Raw genomic sequence first — 16,857 nt, 5'->3', positions numbered from 1 at the left:
TATACAGTCGGGTGACATTTAGTCACTTGACACCGTCAGCGGTTCTTTATTGAATCGACTGACACACTACTGGCTACTGTGCCAGCTGGTGAATGGCTCGGCTCGAGAGCCGATGAAGGACGTGCCAAGCTGCGAAAAGCTCATGGGACCCGCATGGAGGGGAAGAACATGAGATATCCGAATCGGAATCCGTTTACAATTGCCACGCGCAATAGGGAACTCCCTGAATTGAAACATCTCAGTAAGGGAAGGAAAAGAACGCAATAGCGATGTCGTCAGTAACCGCGAGTGAACGCGACACAGCCCAAACCGAAGGTCTTCGGACCAATGTGGTGTTCGGGTTGACAATCAATTCTCGACATTTCATCTGAAGTCTCCTGGAATGGAGCGTGAGACAGGGTGACAACCCCGTAAGATGAGGCAGTACAGAAGGCGTCAATACCAGAGTAGCAGGGGTCGGATATCCTCTGTGAACGACTCAGGCATCCCCTGAGAAGGCTAAACACTCCTCGAGACCGATAGCGAACAAGTAGCGTGAGCGAACGCTGAAAAGCACCCCGAGAAGGGCGGTGCAATAGGGCCTGAAATCAGTTGGCGATCGAGCGACAGGGCGTACAAGGCGATTCTCAAAACGACCGAGGAGCGATCCTCCAGTAGGAAGAGAGTCGAGCCGGCGTCGTGTCGTGCGTTTTGAAAAACGACCCAGGGAGTGCACTTGATTGGCGAGTCTAACCCGTGAACCGGGGAAGGCGTAGGGAAACCGATACGGCCGCAGCACATTCGTGCGAGGGCCACCGTGTTCAAGCGCGGGGAGTCAATTGGGTGCGACCCGAAACCAGGCGATCTATACACAGGCAGGGTGAAGCGTGGCGAAAGCCACGTGGAGGCCCGTTAGAGTTGGTATTCTACAATATCCTCTCGTGATCTGTGCATAGGGGTGAAAGGCCCATCGAGCCTGGCAACAGCTGGTTCCAACCGAAACATGTCGAAGCATGACCTCATCCGAGATAGCCCGCGGGGTAGAGCTACCGATTGGATGACCCGCCTCCGAGAGGAGTCGGCCATCCTGTCGAACTCCAAACCCGCAGGCGTTGTAGACGATGGGAGTCCGGTGCGCGGGGTAAGCCTGTGCACCGTGAGGGGAACAACCCAGAGCCGGGTTAAGGTCCCAAAGTGTAGATTAAGTGCGATTCGAAGGTGGTCTCAAGCCCTAAACAGCCGGGAGGTGAGCTTAGAAGCAGCTACCCTCTAAGAAAAGCGTAACAGCTTACCGGCCGAGGTTTGAGGCGCCCAAAATGATCGGGGCTCAAATCTACCACCGAGACCTGGCCGTGCCCTTGACAGGGGCAACCGCGTAGGTTGGCGTTCTGTTCGGATGGAAGCACGGGTGAGAACTCGTGTGGACCGTTCAGAAACGACAATCCTGGTCACAGTAGCAGCGATAGTCGGGTGAGAACCTCGACGGCCTGAAGAGCAAGGGTTCCTCGGCACTGCCACTCAGCCGAGGGTCAGCCGGTCCTAAGATGCACCGTAACTCGACTGCATCAACGGGAAACTGGTTAAGATTCCAGTGCCATCGTGCAGTAAACGTCGACGCCGTGTGGAACGCTGAGCCGGGCTTTCGCCCGGTCAAATCGTGGAAACTCGTGGAAGCCGTCACGGCACGAAGCGAGCGAAACGCGAGATAGCGCAAGTCAGCCGTACATAGGGCCCGTGAAAAGACAAGCACGATGTCCGTACCAAGATCCGACACAGGTGCTCTGGCAGCGCAAGCCAAGGCCTGTCGGGAGAACCGACGTTAGGGAATTCGGCAAGTTAGTCCCGTACCTTCGGAAGAAGGGATGCCTGCTCTCGACGGAGCAGGTCGCAGTGACTCGGGCGCTCCGACTGTCTAATAACAACACAGGTGACCGCAAATCCGCAAGGACTCGTACGGTCACTGAATCCTGCCCAGTGCGGGTATCTGAACACCTCGTACAAGAGGACGAAGGACCCGTCAACGGCGGGGGTAACTATGACCCTCTTAAGGTAGCGTAGTACCTTGCCGCTTCAGTAGCGGCTTGCATGAATGGATAAACGAGAGCGCCACTGTCCCAACGTTGGACCCGGTGAACTGTACGTTCCAGTGCGGAGTCTGGAGACCCCCAAGGGGAAGCGAAGACCCTATAGAGCTTTACTGCAGGCTGTCGCTGAGACGTGGTCGCCGATGTGCAGCATAGGTAGGAGTCATTACACAGGTACCCGCGCCAGCGGGCCACCGAGACAACATTGAAATACTACCCGTCGGTGACTGCGACTCTCACTCCGGGAGGAGTACACCGGTAGCCGGGCAGTTTGACTGGGGCGGTACGCGCTCGAAAAGATATCGAGCGCGCCCGAAGATCATCTCAGCCGGGTCGGGAATCCGGCGAAGAGCGCAAGAGCACAAGATGGTCTGACAGTGTCATTCCCAACGAGTGACGCTGACGCGAAAGCGTGGTCTAGCGAACCTACGAGGCTCCGGAATGGGGCCCGTAGATGACAGAAAAGCTACCTTAGGGATAACAGAGTCGTCACCCGCAAGAGCACATATCGACCGGGTGGCTTGCTACCTCGATGTCGGTTCCCTCCATCCTGCCCGTGCAGAAGCGGGCAAGGGTGAGGTTGTTCGCCTATTAAAGGAGGTCGTGAGCTGGGTTTAGACCGTCGTGAGACAGGTCGGCTGCTATCTATTGGGGGTGTCAAGGTACTTGACGTGAACAAACGTATAGTACGAGAGGAACTACGTTTGGTCGCCACTGGTGTACCGGTTGTGTGAGAACGCAATGCCGGGTAGCCACGCGACACGGGGTAAGAGCTGAACGCATCTAAGCTCGAAACCCACATGGAAAAGAAGTACCGATGAGGTCACTCGTAGAAGACGAGTTCGATAGACTCGGGATGTACGCACCGAGGCAACGAGGTGTTGAGTCCACGAGCACTAACAGACCGAAGCCACAGTCATACGGCACTGACACCACAGGTCGTATGAGTTCAGGCGGTAACTGGATCGCACATATACACGGTCGGAAGAACCACCGACACAGGCGTCTCTCTCCGCGAAAGCGTGGAGAGAGTCTCGGTTCAATTCCGAGAGTCGGCGTAAAGGCGGCCATAGCGGTGGAGCAACACCCGTACCCATTCCGAACACGGAAGTTAAGCCCACCAGCGTACCGGGAAGTACTGGAGTGAGCGATCCTCTGGGAACCGCGGTTCGCCGCCTACCATTCATACGGGAGTATACTCCCACTCGTAATTTTGCCCACGGACACTACGTCCGTGGGCTTTTTTCACGTATAGAGAGCGGCGGTGCTGTGTTTCACACGCAACCGCGTTTCATTCAGAGAGGCTCTCAATATTGAGATGTGGTCCCATAAGTTTATGCGGTTTGTTGATGAAGGGAATGTAACGATGCCTGTTCCGACGCAGTCCGGCCGCCATTTCACGGTACGTGTGTCCGATCGCGGACAACCACCGGTCCGTGACGGTGCTGCTTCGGAACAGGTGATCTCGGTGTTGTTCGAAACGGGAATCGAGGAGTGGCGGCGAGGGTGGCGGCAAATTACGGGTACGCTCCCGAAGCGAGAGGCTATCGTTTCTGCTAGCGATCTCACGCGTGGTGCCGCCATGGCCACTCAGGTCGTACCAGACCGGCGGCTCGCCTACACTGTACTTGGCGCACCAGTCGACGTCGAGCGCATCCTTGATGCGGTTGCAGGTCACGTTGTGGACGCTCGTGATCTCGAATTCACTGTGATTGTCGACGACCTCGAACCCCTGTTAGCCGAGCGTGGTCGAGATGCAGTGGTAGAGTTTACCGACGGGTTACGTACTCGACTCGAAGACTGTAATGGAAGTGTTGTGATCGGCTGTTCGTACGCGGAACGGACGGCGCCGTCAGTCGCGTCACTGTTCGATCCTGTCGACAATGTCGAGCGGATCGATCACTCAGTTGACGCGGCCCTCGACGGACTCCGGCGAGACGATCCGACGACGTTCGGCTACGTCCGCCATCATTGGGCGGAAGCACGAACTGGCGTCGAACTGTGTGAACGGAACTATCCGCAGGCGAAGCAGGTTCACGCGATACTTTCCGAATCGGGGACGACGCCGCGGACGCTTGGCGCGACCCTGTCAGGACTGGTCACACTTGGTGTCTTAGACACATGGAGTGAGACCGTTGGCCCGACGCGATACGACCTCACTGCGTACAAGCCGGCACGTATGTGGGCGATCGGGGCGACGCTAGCGACTGAAACTGACGGGGACGACAAAAACGACGAAATTGACGCACCGCTCGGAGAGTAACACCGGCACAGGTGTCGTCACTCGTCAGAATCGTCCTTGTCAACTCCTCCAGCGGGAATACTGAGATCGCATGAGATCACGGTGCCGTCGGGATCGAGTGTTACCGTCCCGAGTGTCGCCGTCTCACCGGATCGGAAGCGGTCGGCGACGGCCTCGAATACGGACTGCCGATCGAGTCGTTCCCAGACCGCCTCGGCGACGAGCGACTGGAACTCCTCTGGATCGGTCCAACCGGAGTCGACATCTGACGGAACGCCGACGACGAACTGGAACTCCTCTTCGGTGAGGCGGATACCAACCCCGAACGTGTCTGCACACATACGCGGTCGTTCGGCTCCCGTTTCTAAAGGCCCGTCGGACGTATCGGTGCGGAGGCGTCGGCATCTCCTTTGCCCGGTCGAGTCTCACAATATTTCGTACTGGAGTGTCCCGAAACCGGTAACTGGGAGGGATTAGAACTGAAGAATTGAACGGATGTCGACGAATCTGCGCGTCTCACCGGCGGTCGGGCTTGTGATTGCGGTGACCGCTGTGAGCGGGGGGGCGATTCTCGTCCGCCTCAGTGACGCGCCGAGTTCGGTCGCCGCATTCTATCGGGTGCTGTTTACAACGCTCCCGCTGGTCCCCGTCGCACTCTGGCGCTATCGGACACAGCTCGCCGGCATCACTCGCCAAGACCTCATATTCGCGACGCTCTCAGGGATCGCGCTCGCGCTGCACTTCGCTGCGTGGTTCGAGAGCCTCAACTGGACGAGCGTCGCTGCGAGCGTCACGCTTGTTCAGGCGCAGCCGGTGTTCGTGGCGCTCGGGGCGTGGCTCCTGTTGCGCGAGCGCGTGACGTCTCGGATGACCGTGGGCATCGCGGTGGCTGTCGCCGGAATGATGGCGATGTCGCTCGGCGATCTCCTTGGCGGCGTGCTGGTCGGACCGCGACCGATCTACGGGAACGGACTGGCACTGTTCGGCGCCATCATGGCCGCTGGATACGTGCTCGCTGGACGATCGATTCGCCAGCGGGTCGCGCTGATCCCCTACGTGGTGGTCGTGTACGGTGTCTGTACCCTCTCACTCCTCGCGATCGTTCTCGCGGAGGGGCACGCATTAACCGGGTATCCGCCGAGCGAATGGGCGATCTTTGTCGGCCTCGCCGTCGGACCGGGGCTGTTGGGTCACACCGTGCTCAACTGGGCGCTCGCGCACCTCAAATCGAGCGTCGTATCGGTGTCGTTGCTCGGCGAACCGGTCGGGGCAACGATTCTCGCGTTCGTGTTCCTCGCGGAGGCTCCCACGGCGTTCACGCTCGCCGGTGGCGCCGTCGTTCTCGGTGGTATTGGTCTCACCGCAACCGAAAGCAGAGCGTGATATCTTCGACTGATGCTCCTTGAACCGTAACGCGAGGTTCTCGAAGCCGATATTTTTGGGTTAAGCTTCAAATGCGATCGGTGAAATTTCGGTGTATGCACCGGCGTTCAGCCGTGATGTACGTCGGAGACGATTCGGACGTGCAGGCGCGTGTATCACGCGCGGTCGAGACGGCGTGAAGCGGTTCGCGGGCTCCGGACTACCGCGCGACCGCTACGGACGTGCTGCTGGAGGCGACCGAAGACACCGATCTGCAGCCGCTGGCTGACGCCTGTGGTATCGTCACAACTACCGAGGCGGCAACAGATATATCGATCGCTGACCGACTCGCGGCGACGCCTAAGAGCGTCCCCGTCCCCGTCATCGTCGTTCTCGAGACAGCGACCGCTGAGTCGTTTCGTATCGCGCTTCGAGTCGGTGCAGACGACGTGGTCACCGAGCCGATCTCGGAGACAACCGAACCGGGCTCTGACACGGATCCACTCGTCGAGCGACTACTCGACGCGGTGGAGCCGAGACGGATTCAGTTCGGCTCGGACGACGCCGAACAGCTCCGCGAGGTTCTGTTAGACTCGGGATCGACGCTGATGAGTACGCGGTCAGACGAGGTCGACACGAAGATCTGTTGGACCATGGAGAACGTCGGTGAACACGCCGAACTCAACCGAATCGTTTGTTATCTCCGAGAGGGAGAGACGTTCGACCCAGCGTACGTCTGGTGTCCCGAAAGGTGCGACACCGAATCACACTCCCTCGATGGATTCCCAGACGCCGATCGACTTTCGATGTTCGAGAATGTGGTCCGGCCGTCGGTTCCGCCGGAACTGGCGGACCACTCTGTGGACGAGAGCGGTGCCTCCGGCGAAGAGGAGAGCTATCCGACGGCGACTGTCCACGTCCCGCTCGTCGCCGACTGGAATTTGGTCGGCGTGTTGTCCTTCGAAACTGATACGTGGCGTGCGTGGACCGATGAGGAGGTGGATCTCTACCGAACGTTCGCCGATCTGATCGCGCACACCATCGCGCGCAACGACCGACGGCTGGAACTCCGTCGCCGAACGGAACAGCTCGAGCAGTTCAGCGCGGTCGTTTCACACGACCTTAGGAATCCACTCAACGTGCTTTCAGGATATCTAGATCTGGTCGAAAACGAGATCTCGCTATCGACATATGAGCCGATGGATCGGGCGGTGACGCGGATGGAAGCGCTCATCGACAACCTCCTTATGTTGGCGAAACGCGGGGACACGATCGGAAAAACCGAATCAACCTCGGTGGCCGGCGTCGTCGAGGAGGCTTGGCAGGCGGTCCGCGCGCCCGACGCGACCCTGACGCTTACCGACGAGATTGGTCGGGTGCGTGCCGATCCCACCCGGCTCCAGCAGATGCTCGAGAATCTCTTCCGGAACAGCGTGGAGCACGCCTCCACTGGCAGCCGGGCGAAGCCCGGCGACGCCGTCGACCACGCCGGCCCGAGCGTCGCGATCGAGATCGGCCCTCGAACCGACGGTGCCGACGGCGGGGGGATGTATATCGCTGACGACGGGCCAGGCATTCCCTCCGACGTACGCGGTTCGCTTTTCGACTCTGGGTTTTCGACCGCTGACAGTTCGGGTATCGGACTCGCCATCGTCGACCGCATCGTCGACGCACACGGCTGGGAGGTCGATGTCCACAACGACAGCGGGGCAGTGTTCGAGGTCTCCTTCGAGGCGGAGACCGCGGTGAATCCCGTGTGAACGGGCGGTGGCACCGTCGGCTCCTGCGTCGGGCTTATGGCGCCGGGGCTACGGCACCGTATCTACGACTCGAACCGGGAGATTGTCCGCCGATGTCGGTCCTGAAACATCCCTTCGAACCCGACCTTCGCAAACGGGCCGGCTGCGTCCCCGAGCGGACCGAATGGGAGTCGGTACGCGACGGTGTCGACCAAGAGCGTCTCCTCCACGTCGGCGTAGAACGCGTGCGTGTGCTCCCACGTTCGGAACGGGCCGCCAACCATCTCATCGATAAAGTGCGCGCGATCGCCGAGCGCGGTCTCGTCGTGAGGGTCTCGCTCGGTGATCCGGGAGGTCCACCGCTGTCGCGGCCCGACGCCAAACGGTCGTATGGACATCCGGATCTGTGAGCCCTCGGTGAGCACATCCGGATCCGGCTCTCCGTCTGGCCCTTCGACGCCCGCAATTTGGAGGTGCATCCAATCGGGCGTGAGCTCGCGAAGCCCGTCAATCGTGGAGTGAAACGCCCACACCTCGTCGATGGGGGCCGGAACGCGGGTCGTCCGTCGATACGTCGGCATACCGCTTTTACGGGGTGAACGGGCAAAAACCCGTCTTCGATGGCGGTCCACGAGCTCGCCGTGATCGGATCTCACCGACCGAAACCCGAATACGGCTTCGGCGCCACCGGATCGATAATGGAACGAGGCGCGATCGACGTCGCGAATCTGGCTGGCCCGTTCGATCTTCAAGCGACCGTCGAGAGCGGACAGAGCTACCTCTGGAACCGCGCCGACGGCAGGACCTACGAGGACCTCCACGCATACGGCGGCGACGCGTGGTACGAGACCGTCGTCGATCCGATACCGGGCGTCGTTGACGAGCGGGCTCTCATACGGGTGCGACAGGAGGGCGGCGTGCGCGACGGGACTCTCCACTGGGAATCGTCGGTGGACGCGGTCCCCCTCTTGGAACACCTATTCCGGCTCGATGACGACCTCGATGCGATTCTCGATGCAACCCCGGATCTTCCCCTCCTCAAGCGGGCGTACGACGCGTACGAGGGGATGCGCCTCACGCGCGACCCGGTCTTTCCGTGTCTGATATCGTTTATTTGCTCGGCACAGATGCGCGTCGCGCGGATTCACGGGATGCAGCGCCGTCTGAGGGAGACGTATGGCGACGCCGTAACGGTCGACGGTGAGGAGTACCGCGCATTTCCGACGCCGGACCAGCTCGCGTCGCGGACCGAGTCGGAGCTTCGCGACCTCTCGCTCGGGTACCGCGCTCCCTACGTGCAACGGACCGCAGAGATGATCGCATCTGGTGAGGCGGATCCGCGAGAGGCGGCGAACCTCCCGTACGAAGAGGCCCGCGAGTCGCTGACGAAGTTCGTCGGCGTCGGCGACAAGGTTGCTGACTGCGTGCTGTTGTTCTCGCTCGGCTTCCTTGAGGCGGTCCCGCTCGACACGTGGATCCGGACGACGATCGAGGAGTACTACCCGGACTGCGAGCGCGGGAACTACACTGACACGTCGCGTGCGATCCGGGAACAGTTCGGCGGGGAGTTCGCCGGCTACGCGCAGACGTACGTCTTCTACCACCTCCGCGCGGGCGGGGAGTAGCCCGGCGCGAGTCGGTTTTGCCCGGGGCAGCGTCATTTCGACAGCGCGACCTCTCGGCCGAACTTTCATGCCGGTTGGCGTGGTACTGGGGCTCATGATGGACTGCCGAGTCGTCGTCGAGGCCGCGGTTCCGGTGTATGACGTGGAGACCGCCGACGAAGCGATCCGGATCGCCATCTCGAAGACGGGTGAGATGCTCAACCCGGACCTCAACTACGTCGAGATCGAGACCGGAAACCGCACGTCGCCCGGCGGCGAGGAGCTTTTGCCGGCGTTTGTCGCCGCCGACGAGGCCCTCGTCGCGCTCCAGCTCCGGATGGACGTGTTCAACGTCGACCGCGAAGAACACGCGAGCCGCGTCGCCCGCAAAGAGATCGGTCAGCGGCTTCGGAACATTCCGCTGGAGGTGCTTCGCGTCGAGGAGATCGAGGGCGACTCCGCGAAGCAGTCGTCGACAGACAGTGCGGAGGATGGCGACTCGGCACACAGAGACGCGATCGACTCCGATGGCGACTCCGACGAGTAAGACGACGCCGAAACTGACGCCTGCGATTGATTCCCCGTGGCTGCCCCTTGCGACCGGGTCAGCGGCCATCTCTCACGCGTTTGAGATGCGAAACCCTGTATGCGAGAGTCTCCGAACGGCGACGTAGCCACTAGGAACGTAACGATCGGTCGCCAAGCGGCGATGAAGGCTCAGTCTGCGGTCGGGGCCAGCGGCTCCGACTCGGACTCGTCCATCGGCTCGGTGATTCCCTCAGTCAGCTTAAAAACAGCGGCTTTGTGGTCGGTCTTCGACTTGTGAATCGATGTCGGTTTGACGCCGAGTTCTTCATATGCGTCAAGGTCAATGTTCTCGTCCCAGAACTCGCACTGCTTTCGTACTTCCGCGAGGAGGCCGTGAAGGTGGATAAGCTCCTGCTTCTTCATGAGTACCAGTCCTTTGCTACCGGAGGCTTATATTACTATCCTGAGTCACGTTACCATGGATAGTCCCGAGTTCCCCGTTTCCGGGGCGGAGACGGGTCTTTTCGCGTTATCGATCGGGAAGGTTCTTGAATTTCGCCCGGACAATCGACCGTCGAACTCGGAAAATTGCACGTGTCGATGTGTTCCTGATTGCGTCGCCGCCGCGCGTGCCCGATCGACGAAGAAACGGACCGACCGCTAGCTACTGGAACTGTTTGACGGCTTCGAGGTCACGCTCGGTCCGCATGAACTCCGTCAGTCGGCGTGTCGCGTGACAGTCGGGACAGCTGAAGTTCGAACGGAGGCTCTGTAGTTCCGCGGGGTTGTCCTGCCACTCCTTGTTGCACTCCGGACAGACGAGTCTGATAAACGCATCCACCATGGTCTATGGTACACGCTACCAGGTTAAAAACGTACGTGGCGGTTCCGACGTCTCGTCCCCCGTACGAGGGCTGAGAAGAAGTGTTGACCGGGCGAATTAGGCGGTCAGTCCTTCACTCGCATCGAGGAGTTCCTTGTACCGGTTCCGGATGGTAACTTCGGAGATGTCGGCAACCTCCGACACCTGGCTCTGGGTTACCTTCTCGTTCGAGAGGAGTGCAGCCGCGTACACCGCAGAGGCTGCGAGTCCGACCGGCGATTTCCCGCTGGTGATCCCGGCGCGTTTGGCACTGTCGAGCAGTTCGCGGGCGACCCGCTGTGTTTCCTCGGAGAGGCCGAGGCGCGAGACGAACCGGGGGACGTAGCTTCCGGGGTCTGCGGGCTGAATCTCCAGTTTGAGCTCGCGGATCACGTATCGGTACGTCCGGGTGAGCTCCATCTTGTCGACCCGAGAGACCGCCGATATCTCGTCGAGACTCCGCGGGTTCCCCGCCTGTCTGGCGGCGGCGTACAGCGCTGCGGTTGCAACGCCCTCAATGGAGCGCCCCGGCAGGAGATTCTCGCTCAGTGCGCGACGATAGATGACCGAGGCGGTCTCGCGGACGTTGTCGGGGAGGCCGAGCGCGCTGGCCATCCGGTCTATCTCGCCGAGTGCCTGCTTGAGGTTCCGCTCTTTGGAGTCGCGAGTGCGGAACCGCTCGTTCCAGGTGCGCAGCCGTTGCATCCGCTGGCGCTGACGACTAGACAACGACTTCCCGTAGGCGTCTTTGTCCTGCCAGCCGATGTTCGTCGAGAGCCCCTTGTCGTGCATCATGTTCGTCGTCGGGGCCCCCACGCGGGACTTGCTGTCGCGCTCGCTGGAGTCGAAGGCGCGCCACTCCGGCCCGCGGTCGACCGAGTCCTGTTCGACGACGAGCCCGCACTCGGAACAGACCGTCTCGCCGTGTTCCGTGTCGGTTATGAGGTTGCCCTCGCATTCCGGACAAGTCGTAGTCCGTTCTTCCGTCGATTCCGCCTCCTCAGCCGTCGATTCAGTCGACTCTGTGCTCCGGTCTCGCTCCGTCTCGCCGTTGTAGCCGCGTATGTGTGTCTCAGTCATGGTGTTCTCACCGATCGAACTCCCGACAGAAATACTGGAGCCGGGTTCGCCGATTAGTTAACCAATAGTAAGTCACTAGAGTATATAAACCTTTGTACTATCGTATCGGTCGCGTTAAGTTAGAGGATGGGGCGGACGAGTTCTGAGTGTCTATGGCAGAATTCGACCGCCTCAGCGAAGGTATCGCGTGGATTGACTTGTCGTTTGTGGAGCGAGATCGAACGCCGCGCTGGGCGATTGAAGTAGGGATCCGCTGTCACTTAGCCGGTATGTCACTGAGAGAGGTAAGTAAGCATCTCGAAAGATTTGGGGTTGATCGGAGTCATGTCGCTATTCACAACTGGGTTCATAAAGCCGATCTACAACCGATCTCGACGGTTTCTGCGGATCAACTCGCGGTTGATGAAAAGATGATCCGCCTCCACGGCCAGCAGTTCTGGCTGTACGGCGCGGTTGATCCATATACCAACGAAATCCTTCATGTGAGCCTCTATCCGACCACAACGAAACAGACGACGCGATGGTTTCTGACCGATCTACACCAGCGATACAGGCTCAATGACGTGGAATTTCTCGTCGATGACGCAGACTATCTTGGACCAGTCCTCGCTGAAGATGGCTATCGATTCCGAGTGATTCGGCATGGAAATCGGAATGCTATCGAACGTGTCTTTTGGGAAATAGAACGTCGAACATCATCGTTTGCGAATAGTTTCAGCAATGTCGCGCTTGAGACAGCTCAAAATTGGCTCGAAGCCTTCGCCGTCTACCACAATTCACGCCAAACTTAACGCGACCATCGTATCAACGATACTATTGGAAATCGGCTGTAAGGCCTGTATAATCGGATGTAAAGATCGAGCGTCCTTCTATTGAGTTCCGTATTTCTCGCAGTCGGAACATTCGAGCCATATAAATAATGGGTTCAAACTGCCTTCGGCTCGTCCTCGACGACTCTTGATCTCAGGTGTGACGGCGCGCGACGAGCGCGACCGCGATCAGCGCGACGAGCGTGAGGACGGCGCCGAACCCGGGCGCCTCGTCGCCGCTTCCTTCCTCGTCGCTTGCACCGTCGTCGCTCATCTCCCCGCTGTCGGCTCCGTCGCCGTCCGACATGCTATCGCCGGCGTCCCCACCCGCTTCGACGGTCAGATCGGCGGCGGACATCACCGGCGCGCCCGCGGCGGTGTACGGACCGTCTTCGTCGCCATCTGTGGCGGGGAAGTCGTACGCCTGGTTGGCGTTGGTGTCGCGGTGCGCCATCGCGAACACCGTGTCATCTTCGCTCAGCGGGTCGTCGAGCGCGATCTCGACGTCGGTGTGCGTTCCCGGCCCGAGGTACGTGCTGGTGCCGCGGATGGAGTCGAACACCGCGCCGTCCGCGAGCGAGGAGTCGTGAACCGTCACGAATCCGCCGTTGTGGAGCGTCACCGAGTCGACGACGACGGTCTCGCCGTCGGTGTCCTGCGCGATCGCGCCGACGGACGCAGTCACCTGCGCGGTCGCTCCGGCCGTCACGGGAGCGTCCTCACCGGTCAGGAAGGGACCGTCGGCCCCTCCCTCGCTGTCGACGAAGTCGTACGCCTCGTTGTCGTTGGTGTCACGGTGCGGCATCGCGACCAGCTGCTCCGTGTCCGTCAGCGGCTCGTCGAGTTCGATCGTCACGTCCTCGTGGAGGCCAGCCTCCAGGTACGCGCTGGTACCGCGAACGGAGTCGAACACGGCGCCTCCGCCGATCGAGGCGTCGTGAATCGTCACGAATCCGCCTTGGCTCAGGTCCACTCGGTCGACCGTGACCGCCGTCCCGTCCGAGCCGTCCGTCTCGAACGCCACGCTCGCGGAGACGGTGACGTTCCCGTCGTCCATCACGATGTCGGACGAATCGGTCGTGTACGGACCGTCCTCGGCGCCGTCACTGCTGGGGAAGTCGTACGCCTCGTTGCCGTTCGTGTCCTGGTGCGCCATCGCGAAGAGCGCGTCATCTTCGGTTAGCGGGTCGTCGAGCCGGACGACGACATCGCGGTGGATCCCCGGTTCGAGGTACGCGCTCGTGCCGCTGATGGAGTCGAACACCGCGCCGTCCGCGAGCGAGGAGTCGTGCATCGTCACGAACCCGCCCTCCGGCAGGTAGATCTCGTCGACGACGACCGCGTTACCGCCCGACGTCTGGGCGTCGAAGCTCGACCGCGCCTCGTCGTCGAGTTCGGCGTCGATACCGGCCATCACGATCTCGTCACTCGCGTCGAGGTACGGACCGTCCTCGCTGCCGTCACTGCTGGGGAAGTCGTACGCCTCGTTGCCGTTCGTGTCTCGGTGCGCCATCGCGAACACCGTATCGTCGTTCTGCAGGGGATCATCGAGCTGGACACGGACATCTTCGTGGACGCCCGCCTCTAGGTACGCGCTCGTGCCGCGGATCGAGTCGAACACCGCGCCGTCAGCGAGCGAGGAGTCGTGAACCGTCACGAACCCGCCGTCGCTCAGCTCGACGCGGTCGACGATCACGTACTCGCCCTCGGTGGGCTGGTCGGTCCCGGTCACGCTCGCGGAGACCGTCACGTTCGCGTCGTCCATCGCGATGTCGCCGTCGACCGTGTACGGCCCGTCTGCCCCGCCGTTTGAGGAGACGAACGCGTACGCGCGGTCACCGTCGGTGTCGCGGTGCGCCATCGCGTGGAACGTGCCCGTTTCGACCGCGTCGGTGAGTTCGACGGTCACGTTCGCGTGCGTCCCCGGTTCGAGGTACGCACTCGTGCCGACGACGCTCCCGAGGGTGTTCCCGTCGGTCAGCGATCCGTCGTGAATCGTCACGAACCCGCCGTCGGGAACGTGGACTTCGTCGACGACGACCGTGCTCCCGCCGGACGTTCCGTCGGAGAAGCTCACGCTCGCCTCGTTGGTACCGCTCTGTGCCGCGACCGCACCAGCCGCGCCGGCGACCGCCGACACGACCACTACGACCGCTATCGCCAATGTGAATGCGCTGTTGCGCATGAGAGAGTCGACCGAGGATATATAAAAAGAGATTTCCCGAACTCCCGCCGCCTTCTCACCCAAATTCGTTCGGAAAGCCGCCCAAAACGGATATGCAAGCGCTAACGTGTCGGTTTGAGGAACCGCAGTGGTAGAGTGTGCGAGCGGGTGTTACAGATCGCTGGCGGCGATCCGATATTTAACCAATCGCGAGCTATGCCGACGATCGCTTATAAGCGGCTGTGCGGTGGCGCGCCCCGGTGAGCGGCCCGAAGGGGGCGCTCACCGACGGTGCGAGGGAGTCGCTGGCGCCGACGGCGCCAGCGACGAGGTTGGGGAGGAGTGAGGTGCGGTTGCGGTGCGGTCGGGATGGGACTCAAAGGGGCAGCCGTGCTCGACGAACCCCAGCGACGCAAGGACCACAGGGAGCGAGCATCGCGAGCGACCGAGGACCGCAGCGAGCTGTGGGAGCCGAGCACAGCTGGGGCTTTGGAGGTCGCCACCGTAGAGTCGTCGATCACGTATAAACGGCCGCCAGCAACACCAGAACTTGATTTATAAACACCCGATCAACCGAATCGATACACATACTCCCGTCATCGATCAAATAGCACCTCGGTTCTCGCAGAAATTGTGTAACAGTACAGTGAGAAGCGGTCTCGATCGATTCAGTCCCACGTGATCCAGACGAGAAACAGGAGTCCGAGCGTCTGGAGGACGTGTAGCGCCATCATCCCTCGCCACGCTATGGCGGGGACGTCGGAGGCGAACCACAGGGACAGCATGGGGTCGATCAGATAGATGTACAGCGCGAACAGGTTCTCTCCGAGCAGAAACACGCCGAACATCGCTAACCCGAGAGCGTGCTTCGAGCGGAACTGCGCGTAGTTCCGCCCCCACACCCAGACGAGCGCGAGAAGCAGGACGACGTTCAGCCCCGCCGAGATTCGCGCTACGTCGAACCAGAAACTCATCGTACACCTGCTACCGACGGGGCGGGTATAACCACTTTCCCAAATTCGTTCCGAATACGACCCGCAATGCGGTGGCTACGGCTCCGAACCTCTGGTCCGTCAGTCGTCATCTGTTTGCTCCATGATCGTTTCGATAGTGTCCCAGTGTTGGCGCGCTCGCGGCGTCGGCAGGTAGACCGCGCCGTAGTCGTCGCCGCTGCGCTCGGCGACGTCGTTGTCCATCAGTACGTCGAGGTGGTGTCGGACCGTCTTGTAGTCCAGATCGAGGTCCTCGGCGAGCTGGTTCGCGTTCCGCGGGCGGTCGTCGAGCGCCCGCAACAGCCGGACGCGGTTCGCTCCGCCCCGCGTTCCGGTCAGCACGTACCAGAGTGCCGCTTCCATCGTATTCGAGTCGTCGGCACGCCACCTAACTCCACCGCTCTCGGACGGATCCCCGACACGAGGACGGCTACCGGCTCCGGCTCACCGGGAACGCCACCCTGTCGGGGTTCTCGTTGAACCGGGCGAGGATCCGCTCGTACAGCCGATTCTTGACGCGTTGCCCCCGACGCGGATGAGTGAGGTACCGGACGCGGAGCTCCACCCACGACTCGCCCTGCGTCACGTTCACCGTCGGCCCGTCGTGCACTTCGAGCTCCACCGGCGTCTCGGCAAGCGCCTCGCGGTACGCCGCGATCCCCGCGGCCATGTCCTCGCCAAGGAGGTCGGTCGCTTCTTCGGCCATCACGGACCGGGCGAAGTCGAGATCAGTCTCGTAAGCGACCTGCACGGCGACTTCGTTCCACACGTACGGGGAGCCACCTCCGCCGAAGTTGACCACGTTCGAGGAGAGCACGACGCTGTTCGGCACCGTCACCACCCGTCCGGACGGCTGGTTCGTCGTCACCAGCTCGCCGTTGATCTCCCACAGCGTCGTCACGAGGAAGTCGACGCCGATCACGTCGCCTTTCGCGTCGTCGATCCGGACGCGGTCGCCGACGCCGTACGGCTGTTTAACGGTGATGTACACCCACGCGATGAGCGATAGCAGCGGCTGCTGGAGTGCAAAGGTGATCGCGAACCCGATGACTCCGAGCGAGAAGAGGAGCCCGAGCCAGTTCTCCGTCAGCACCGCGAGCGTCGCGACCGTCCCCACGAACCCGAACGCGAGCCGTAACACGTTCCGCGTGTTGTACGCCCGTCGCTTGTTCTCGGACCGCATTAACAACTGGACGGAGAGGAAGTACGATCCGTACAACACTCCGAACACGGCGACGACGAGCAGTGCCCGCCCGACGACGAGGGCCGCCGGATAGCCGAGTAGGTCGGGCCAGGCGCCGAGTGGGTTGGTCGTCGTTACCACCCCTCCAGCCACGCCGGCGGCAACGCCGAGAACGATGGCACCGAGTCCGAGAGGTCGTGTCACGGTCGTCGGTCGCGTCCGACCGGCA

General features: G+C 61.3%; 14 protein-coding genes, 2 rRNA genes and 1 pseudogene. 8 read left to right on the top strand and 9 right to left on the bottom strand.

Annotation, left to right across the window (positions count from 1 at the left end):
- Positions 1-64: 64 nt before the first annotated feature.
- The 3 genes from HLAC_RS07535 (at position 65) to HLAC_RS07525 (ending at position 4,326) form a co-directional block, all read left to right on the top strand.
- Positions 65-2,984, top strand: a 23S ribosomal RNA gene (locus HLAC_RS07535).
- Between the two features lie 138 nt (positions 2,985-3,122).
- Positions 3,123-3,244 (top strand): 5S ribosomal RNA (gene rrf, locus HLAC_RS07530).
- Between the two features lie 137 nt (positions 3,245-3,381).
- Positions 3,382-4,326 carry a DUF7504 family protein gene (locus HLAC_RS07525; RefSeq protein WP_422652233.1) on the top strand — a complete coding sequence of 315 codons (945 nt, stop codon included), beginning with the start codon at positions 3,382-3,384 and terminating at the stop codon, positions 4,324-4,326.
- 17 nt (positions 4,327-4,343) lie between these two features.
- On the opposite strand, the gene HLAC_RS07520 is transcribed toward HLAC_RS07525, so the two are convergent.
- On the bottom strand, positions 4,344-4,646 hold the full coding sequence (locus HLAC_RS07520; RefSeq protein WP_015910249.1) for a DUF8124 family protein: 303 nt from the start codon (positions 4,644-4,646) through the stop codon (positions 4,344-4,346).
- 154 nt (positions 4,647-4,800) lie between these two features.
- Between HLAC_RS07520 and HLAC_RS07515 the strand changes: the two genes are divergently transcribed.
- Complete coding sequence (locus tag HLAC_RS07515; RefSeq protein ID WP_015910248.1) at positions 4,801-5,688, top strand: DMT family transporter; 888 nt, start codon at positions 4,801-4,803, stop codon at positions 5,686-5,688.
- Between the two features lie 95 nt (positions 5,689-5,783).
- A pseudogene (locus HLAC_RS07510) lies at positions 5,784-7,427 on the top strand (ATP-binding response regulator).
- A 62-nt stretch (positions 7,428-7,489) separates the two neighbouring features.
- On the opposite strand, the gene HLAC_RS07505 reads toward HLAC_RS07510, so the two are convergent.
- On the bottom strand, positions 7,490-7,987 hold the full coding sequence (locus tag HLAC_RS07505) for an SRPBCC family protein (RefSeq protein WP_015910246.1): 498 nt from the start codon (positions 7,985-7,987) through the stop codon (positions 7,490-7,492).
- 117 nt (positions 7,988-8,104) lie between these two features.
- Here HLAC_RS07505 and HLAC_RS07500 point away from each other — a divergent pair, with 117 nt between their 5' ends.
- On the top strand, positions 8,105-9,031 hold the full coding sequence (locus HLAC_RS07500; protein WP_015910245.1) for a DNA-3-methyladenine glycosylase family protein: 927 nt from the start codon (positions 8,105-8,107) through the stop codon (positions 9,029-9,031).
- Between the two features lie 97 nt (positions 9,032-9,128).
- Positions 9,129-9,557 carry a DUF555 domain-containing protein gene (locus tag HLAC_RS07495; protein WP_049933696.1) on the top strand — a complete coding sequence of 143 codons (429 nt, stop codon included), beginning with the start codon at positions 9,129-9,131 and terminating at the stop codon, positions 9,555-9,557.
- A gap of 170 nt (positions 9,558-9,727) precedes the next feature.
- Here the strand turns inward: HLAC_RS07495 and HLAC_RS07490 are convergent, their stop codons facing one another.
- The 3 genes from HLAC_RS07490 to HLAC_RS07480 form a co-directional block, all read right to left on the bottom strand.
- A complete protein-coding gene (locus tag HLAC_RS07490) occupies positions 9,728-9,961 on the bottom strand; it encodes a UPF0058 family protein (protein WP_015910243.1) in 234 nt (77 codons plus the stop codon).
- 241 nt (positions 9,962-10,202) lie between these two features.
- Positions 10,203-10,382 carry a DUF7836 family putative zinc-binding protein gene (locus HLAC_RS07485; protein ID WP_015910242.1) on the bottom strand — a complete coding sequence of 60 codons (180 nt, stop codon included), beginning with the start codon at positions 10,380-10,382 and terminating at the stop codon, positions 10,203-10,205.
- Between the two features lie 96 nt (positions 10,383-10,478).
- On the bottom strand, positions 10,479-11,480 hold the full coding sequence (locus tag HLAC_RS07480; protein ID WP_015910241.1) for a transcription initiation factor IIB: 1,002 nt from the start codon (positions 11,478-11,480) through the stop codon (positions 10,479-10,481).
- A gap of 152 nt (positions 11,481-11,632) precedes the next feature.
- On the opposite strand from HLAC_RS07480, the gene HLAC_RS17780 reads away from it, so the two are divergent.
- Entirely contained in the window at positions 11,633-12,271 is a 639-nt protein-coding gene (locus HLAC_RS17780; RefSeq protein ID WP_012660235.1) for an IS6 family transposase, read from the top strand.
- A 172-nt stretch (positions 12,272-12,443) separates the two neighbouring features.
- Here HLAC_RS17780 and HLAC_RS07475 read toward each other — a convergent pair whose 3' ends face one another.
- The 4 genes from HLAC_RS07475 to HLAC_RS07460 form a co-directional block, all read right to left on the bottom strand.
- Positions 12,444-14,474: a DUF7282 domain-containing protein gene (locus HLAC_RS07475; protein ID WP_015910240.1), complete on the bottom strand. Its 2,031-nt coding sequence runs from the start codon at positions 14,472-14,474 to the stop codon at positions 12,444-12,446.
- 647 nt (positions 14,475-15,121) lie between these two features.
- Positions 15,122-15,427, bottom strand: a complete 306-nt coding sequence (locus HLAC_RS07470) for a DUF8036 family membrane protein (RefSeq protein ID WP_015910239.1) — start codon at positions 15,425-15,427, stop codon at positions 15,122-15,124.
- A gap of 99 nt (positions 15,428-15,526) precedes the next feature.
- On the bottom strand, positions 15,527-15,808 hold the full coding sequence (locus HLAC_RS07465; protein WP_015910238.1) for a winged helix-turn-helix domain-containing protein: 282 nt from the start codon (positions 15,806-15,808) through the stop codon (positions 15,527-15,529).
- Positions 15,809-15,875: 67 nt separating this feature from the next.
- On the bottom strand, positions 15,876-16,832 hold the full coding sequence (locus tag HLAC_RS07460) for a mechanosensitive ion channel family protein (RefSeq protein WP_049933396.1): 957 nt from the start codon (positions 16,830-16,832) through the stop codon (positions 15,876-15,878).
- Between the last annotated feature and the right edge of the window lie 25 nt (positions 16,833-16,857).

Origin of the sequence: Halorubrum lacusprofundi ATCC 49239 (assembly GCF_000022205.1) — an archaeon.
Lineage (GTDB): Archaea > Halobacteriota > Halobacteria > Halobacteriales > Haloferacaceae > Halorubrum > Halorubrum lacusprofundi.
This window is presented reverse-complemented; position numbering and strand designations above follow the sequence as displayed.

Excerpts from the sequence above, each read along its gene's own strand:
- HLAC_RS07525 (WP_422652233.1), top strand. The coding sequence starts at position 3,382 with ATGTGGTCCCATAAGTTTATGCGGTTTGTTGATGAAGGGAATGTAACG.
- HLAC_RS07470 (WP_015910239.1), bottom strand. The coding sequence starts at position 15,427 with ATGAGTTTCTGGTTCGACGTAGCGCGAATCTCGGCGGGGCTGAACGTC.
- HLAC_RS07520 (WP_015910249.1), bottom strand. The coding sequence starts at position 4,646 with ATGTGTGCAGACACGTTCGGGGTTGGTATCCGCCTCACCGAAGAGGAG.
- HLAC_RS07500 (WP_015910245.1), top strand. The coding sequence starts at position 8,105 with ATGGAACGAGGCGCGATCGACGTCGCGAATCTGGCTGGCCCGTTCGAT.
- HLAC_RS07465 (WP_015910238.1), bottom strand. The coding sequence starts at position 15,808 with ATGGAAGCGGCACTCTGGTACGTGCTGACCGGAACGCGGGGCGGAGCG.
- HLAC_RS07485 (WP_015910242.1), bottom strand. The coding sequence starts at position 10,382 with ATGGTGGATGCGTTTATCAGACTCGTCTGTCCGGAGTGCAACAAGGAG.
- HLAC_RS07480 (WP_015910241.1), bottom strand. The coding sequence starts at position 11,480 with ATGACTGAGACACACATACGCGGCTACAACGGCGAGACGGAGCGAGAC.
- HLAC_RS07490 (WP_015910243.1), bottom strand. The coding sequence starts at position 9,961 with ATGAAGAAGCAGGAGCTTATCCACCTTCACGGCCTCCTCGCGGAAGTA.
- HLAC_RS07515 (WP_015910248.1), top strand. The coding sequence starts at position 4,801 with ATGTCGACGAATCTGCGCGTCTCACCGGCGGTCGGGCTTGTGATTGCG.
- HLAC_RS07475 (WP_015910240.1), bottom strand. The coding sequence starts at position 14,474 with ATGCGCAACAGCGCATTCACATTGGCGATAGCGGTCGTAGTGGTCGTG.
- HLAC_RS07495 (WP_049933696.1), top strand. The coding sequence starts at position 9,129 with ATGGACTGCCGAGTCGTCGTCGAGGCCGCGGTTCCGGTGTATGACGTG.
- HLAC_RS17780 (WP_012660235.1), top strand. The coding sequence starts at position 11,633 with ATGGCAGAATTCGACCGCCTCAGCGAAGGTATCGCGTGGATTGACTTG.
- HLAC_RS07505 (WP_015910246.1), bottom strand. The coding sequence starts at position 7,987 with ATGCCGACGTATCGACGGACGACCCGCGTTCCGGCCCCCATCGACGAG.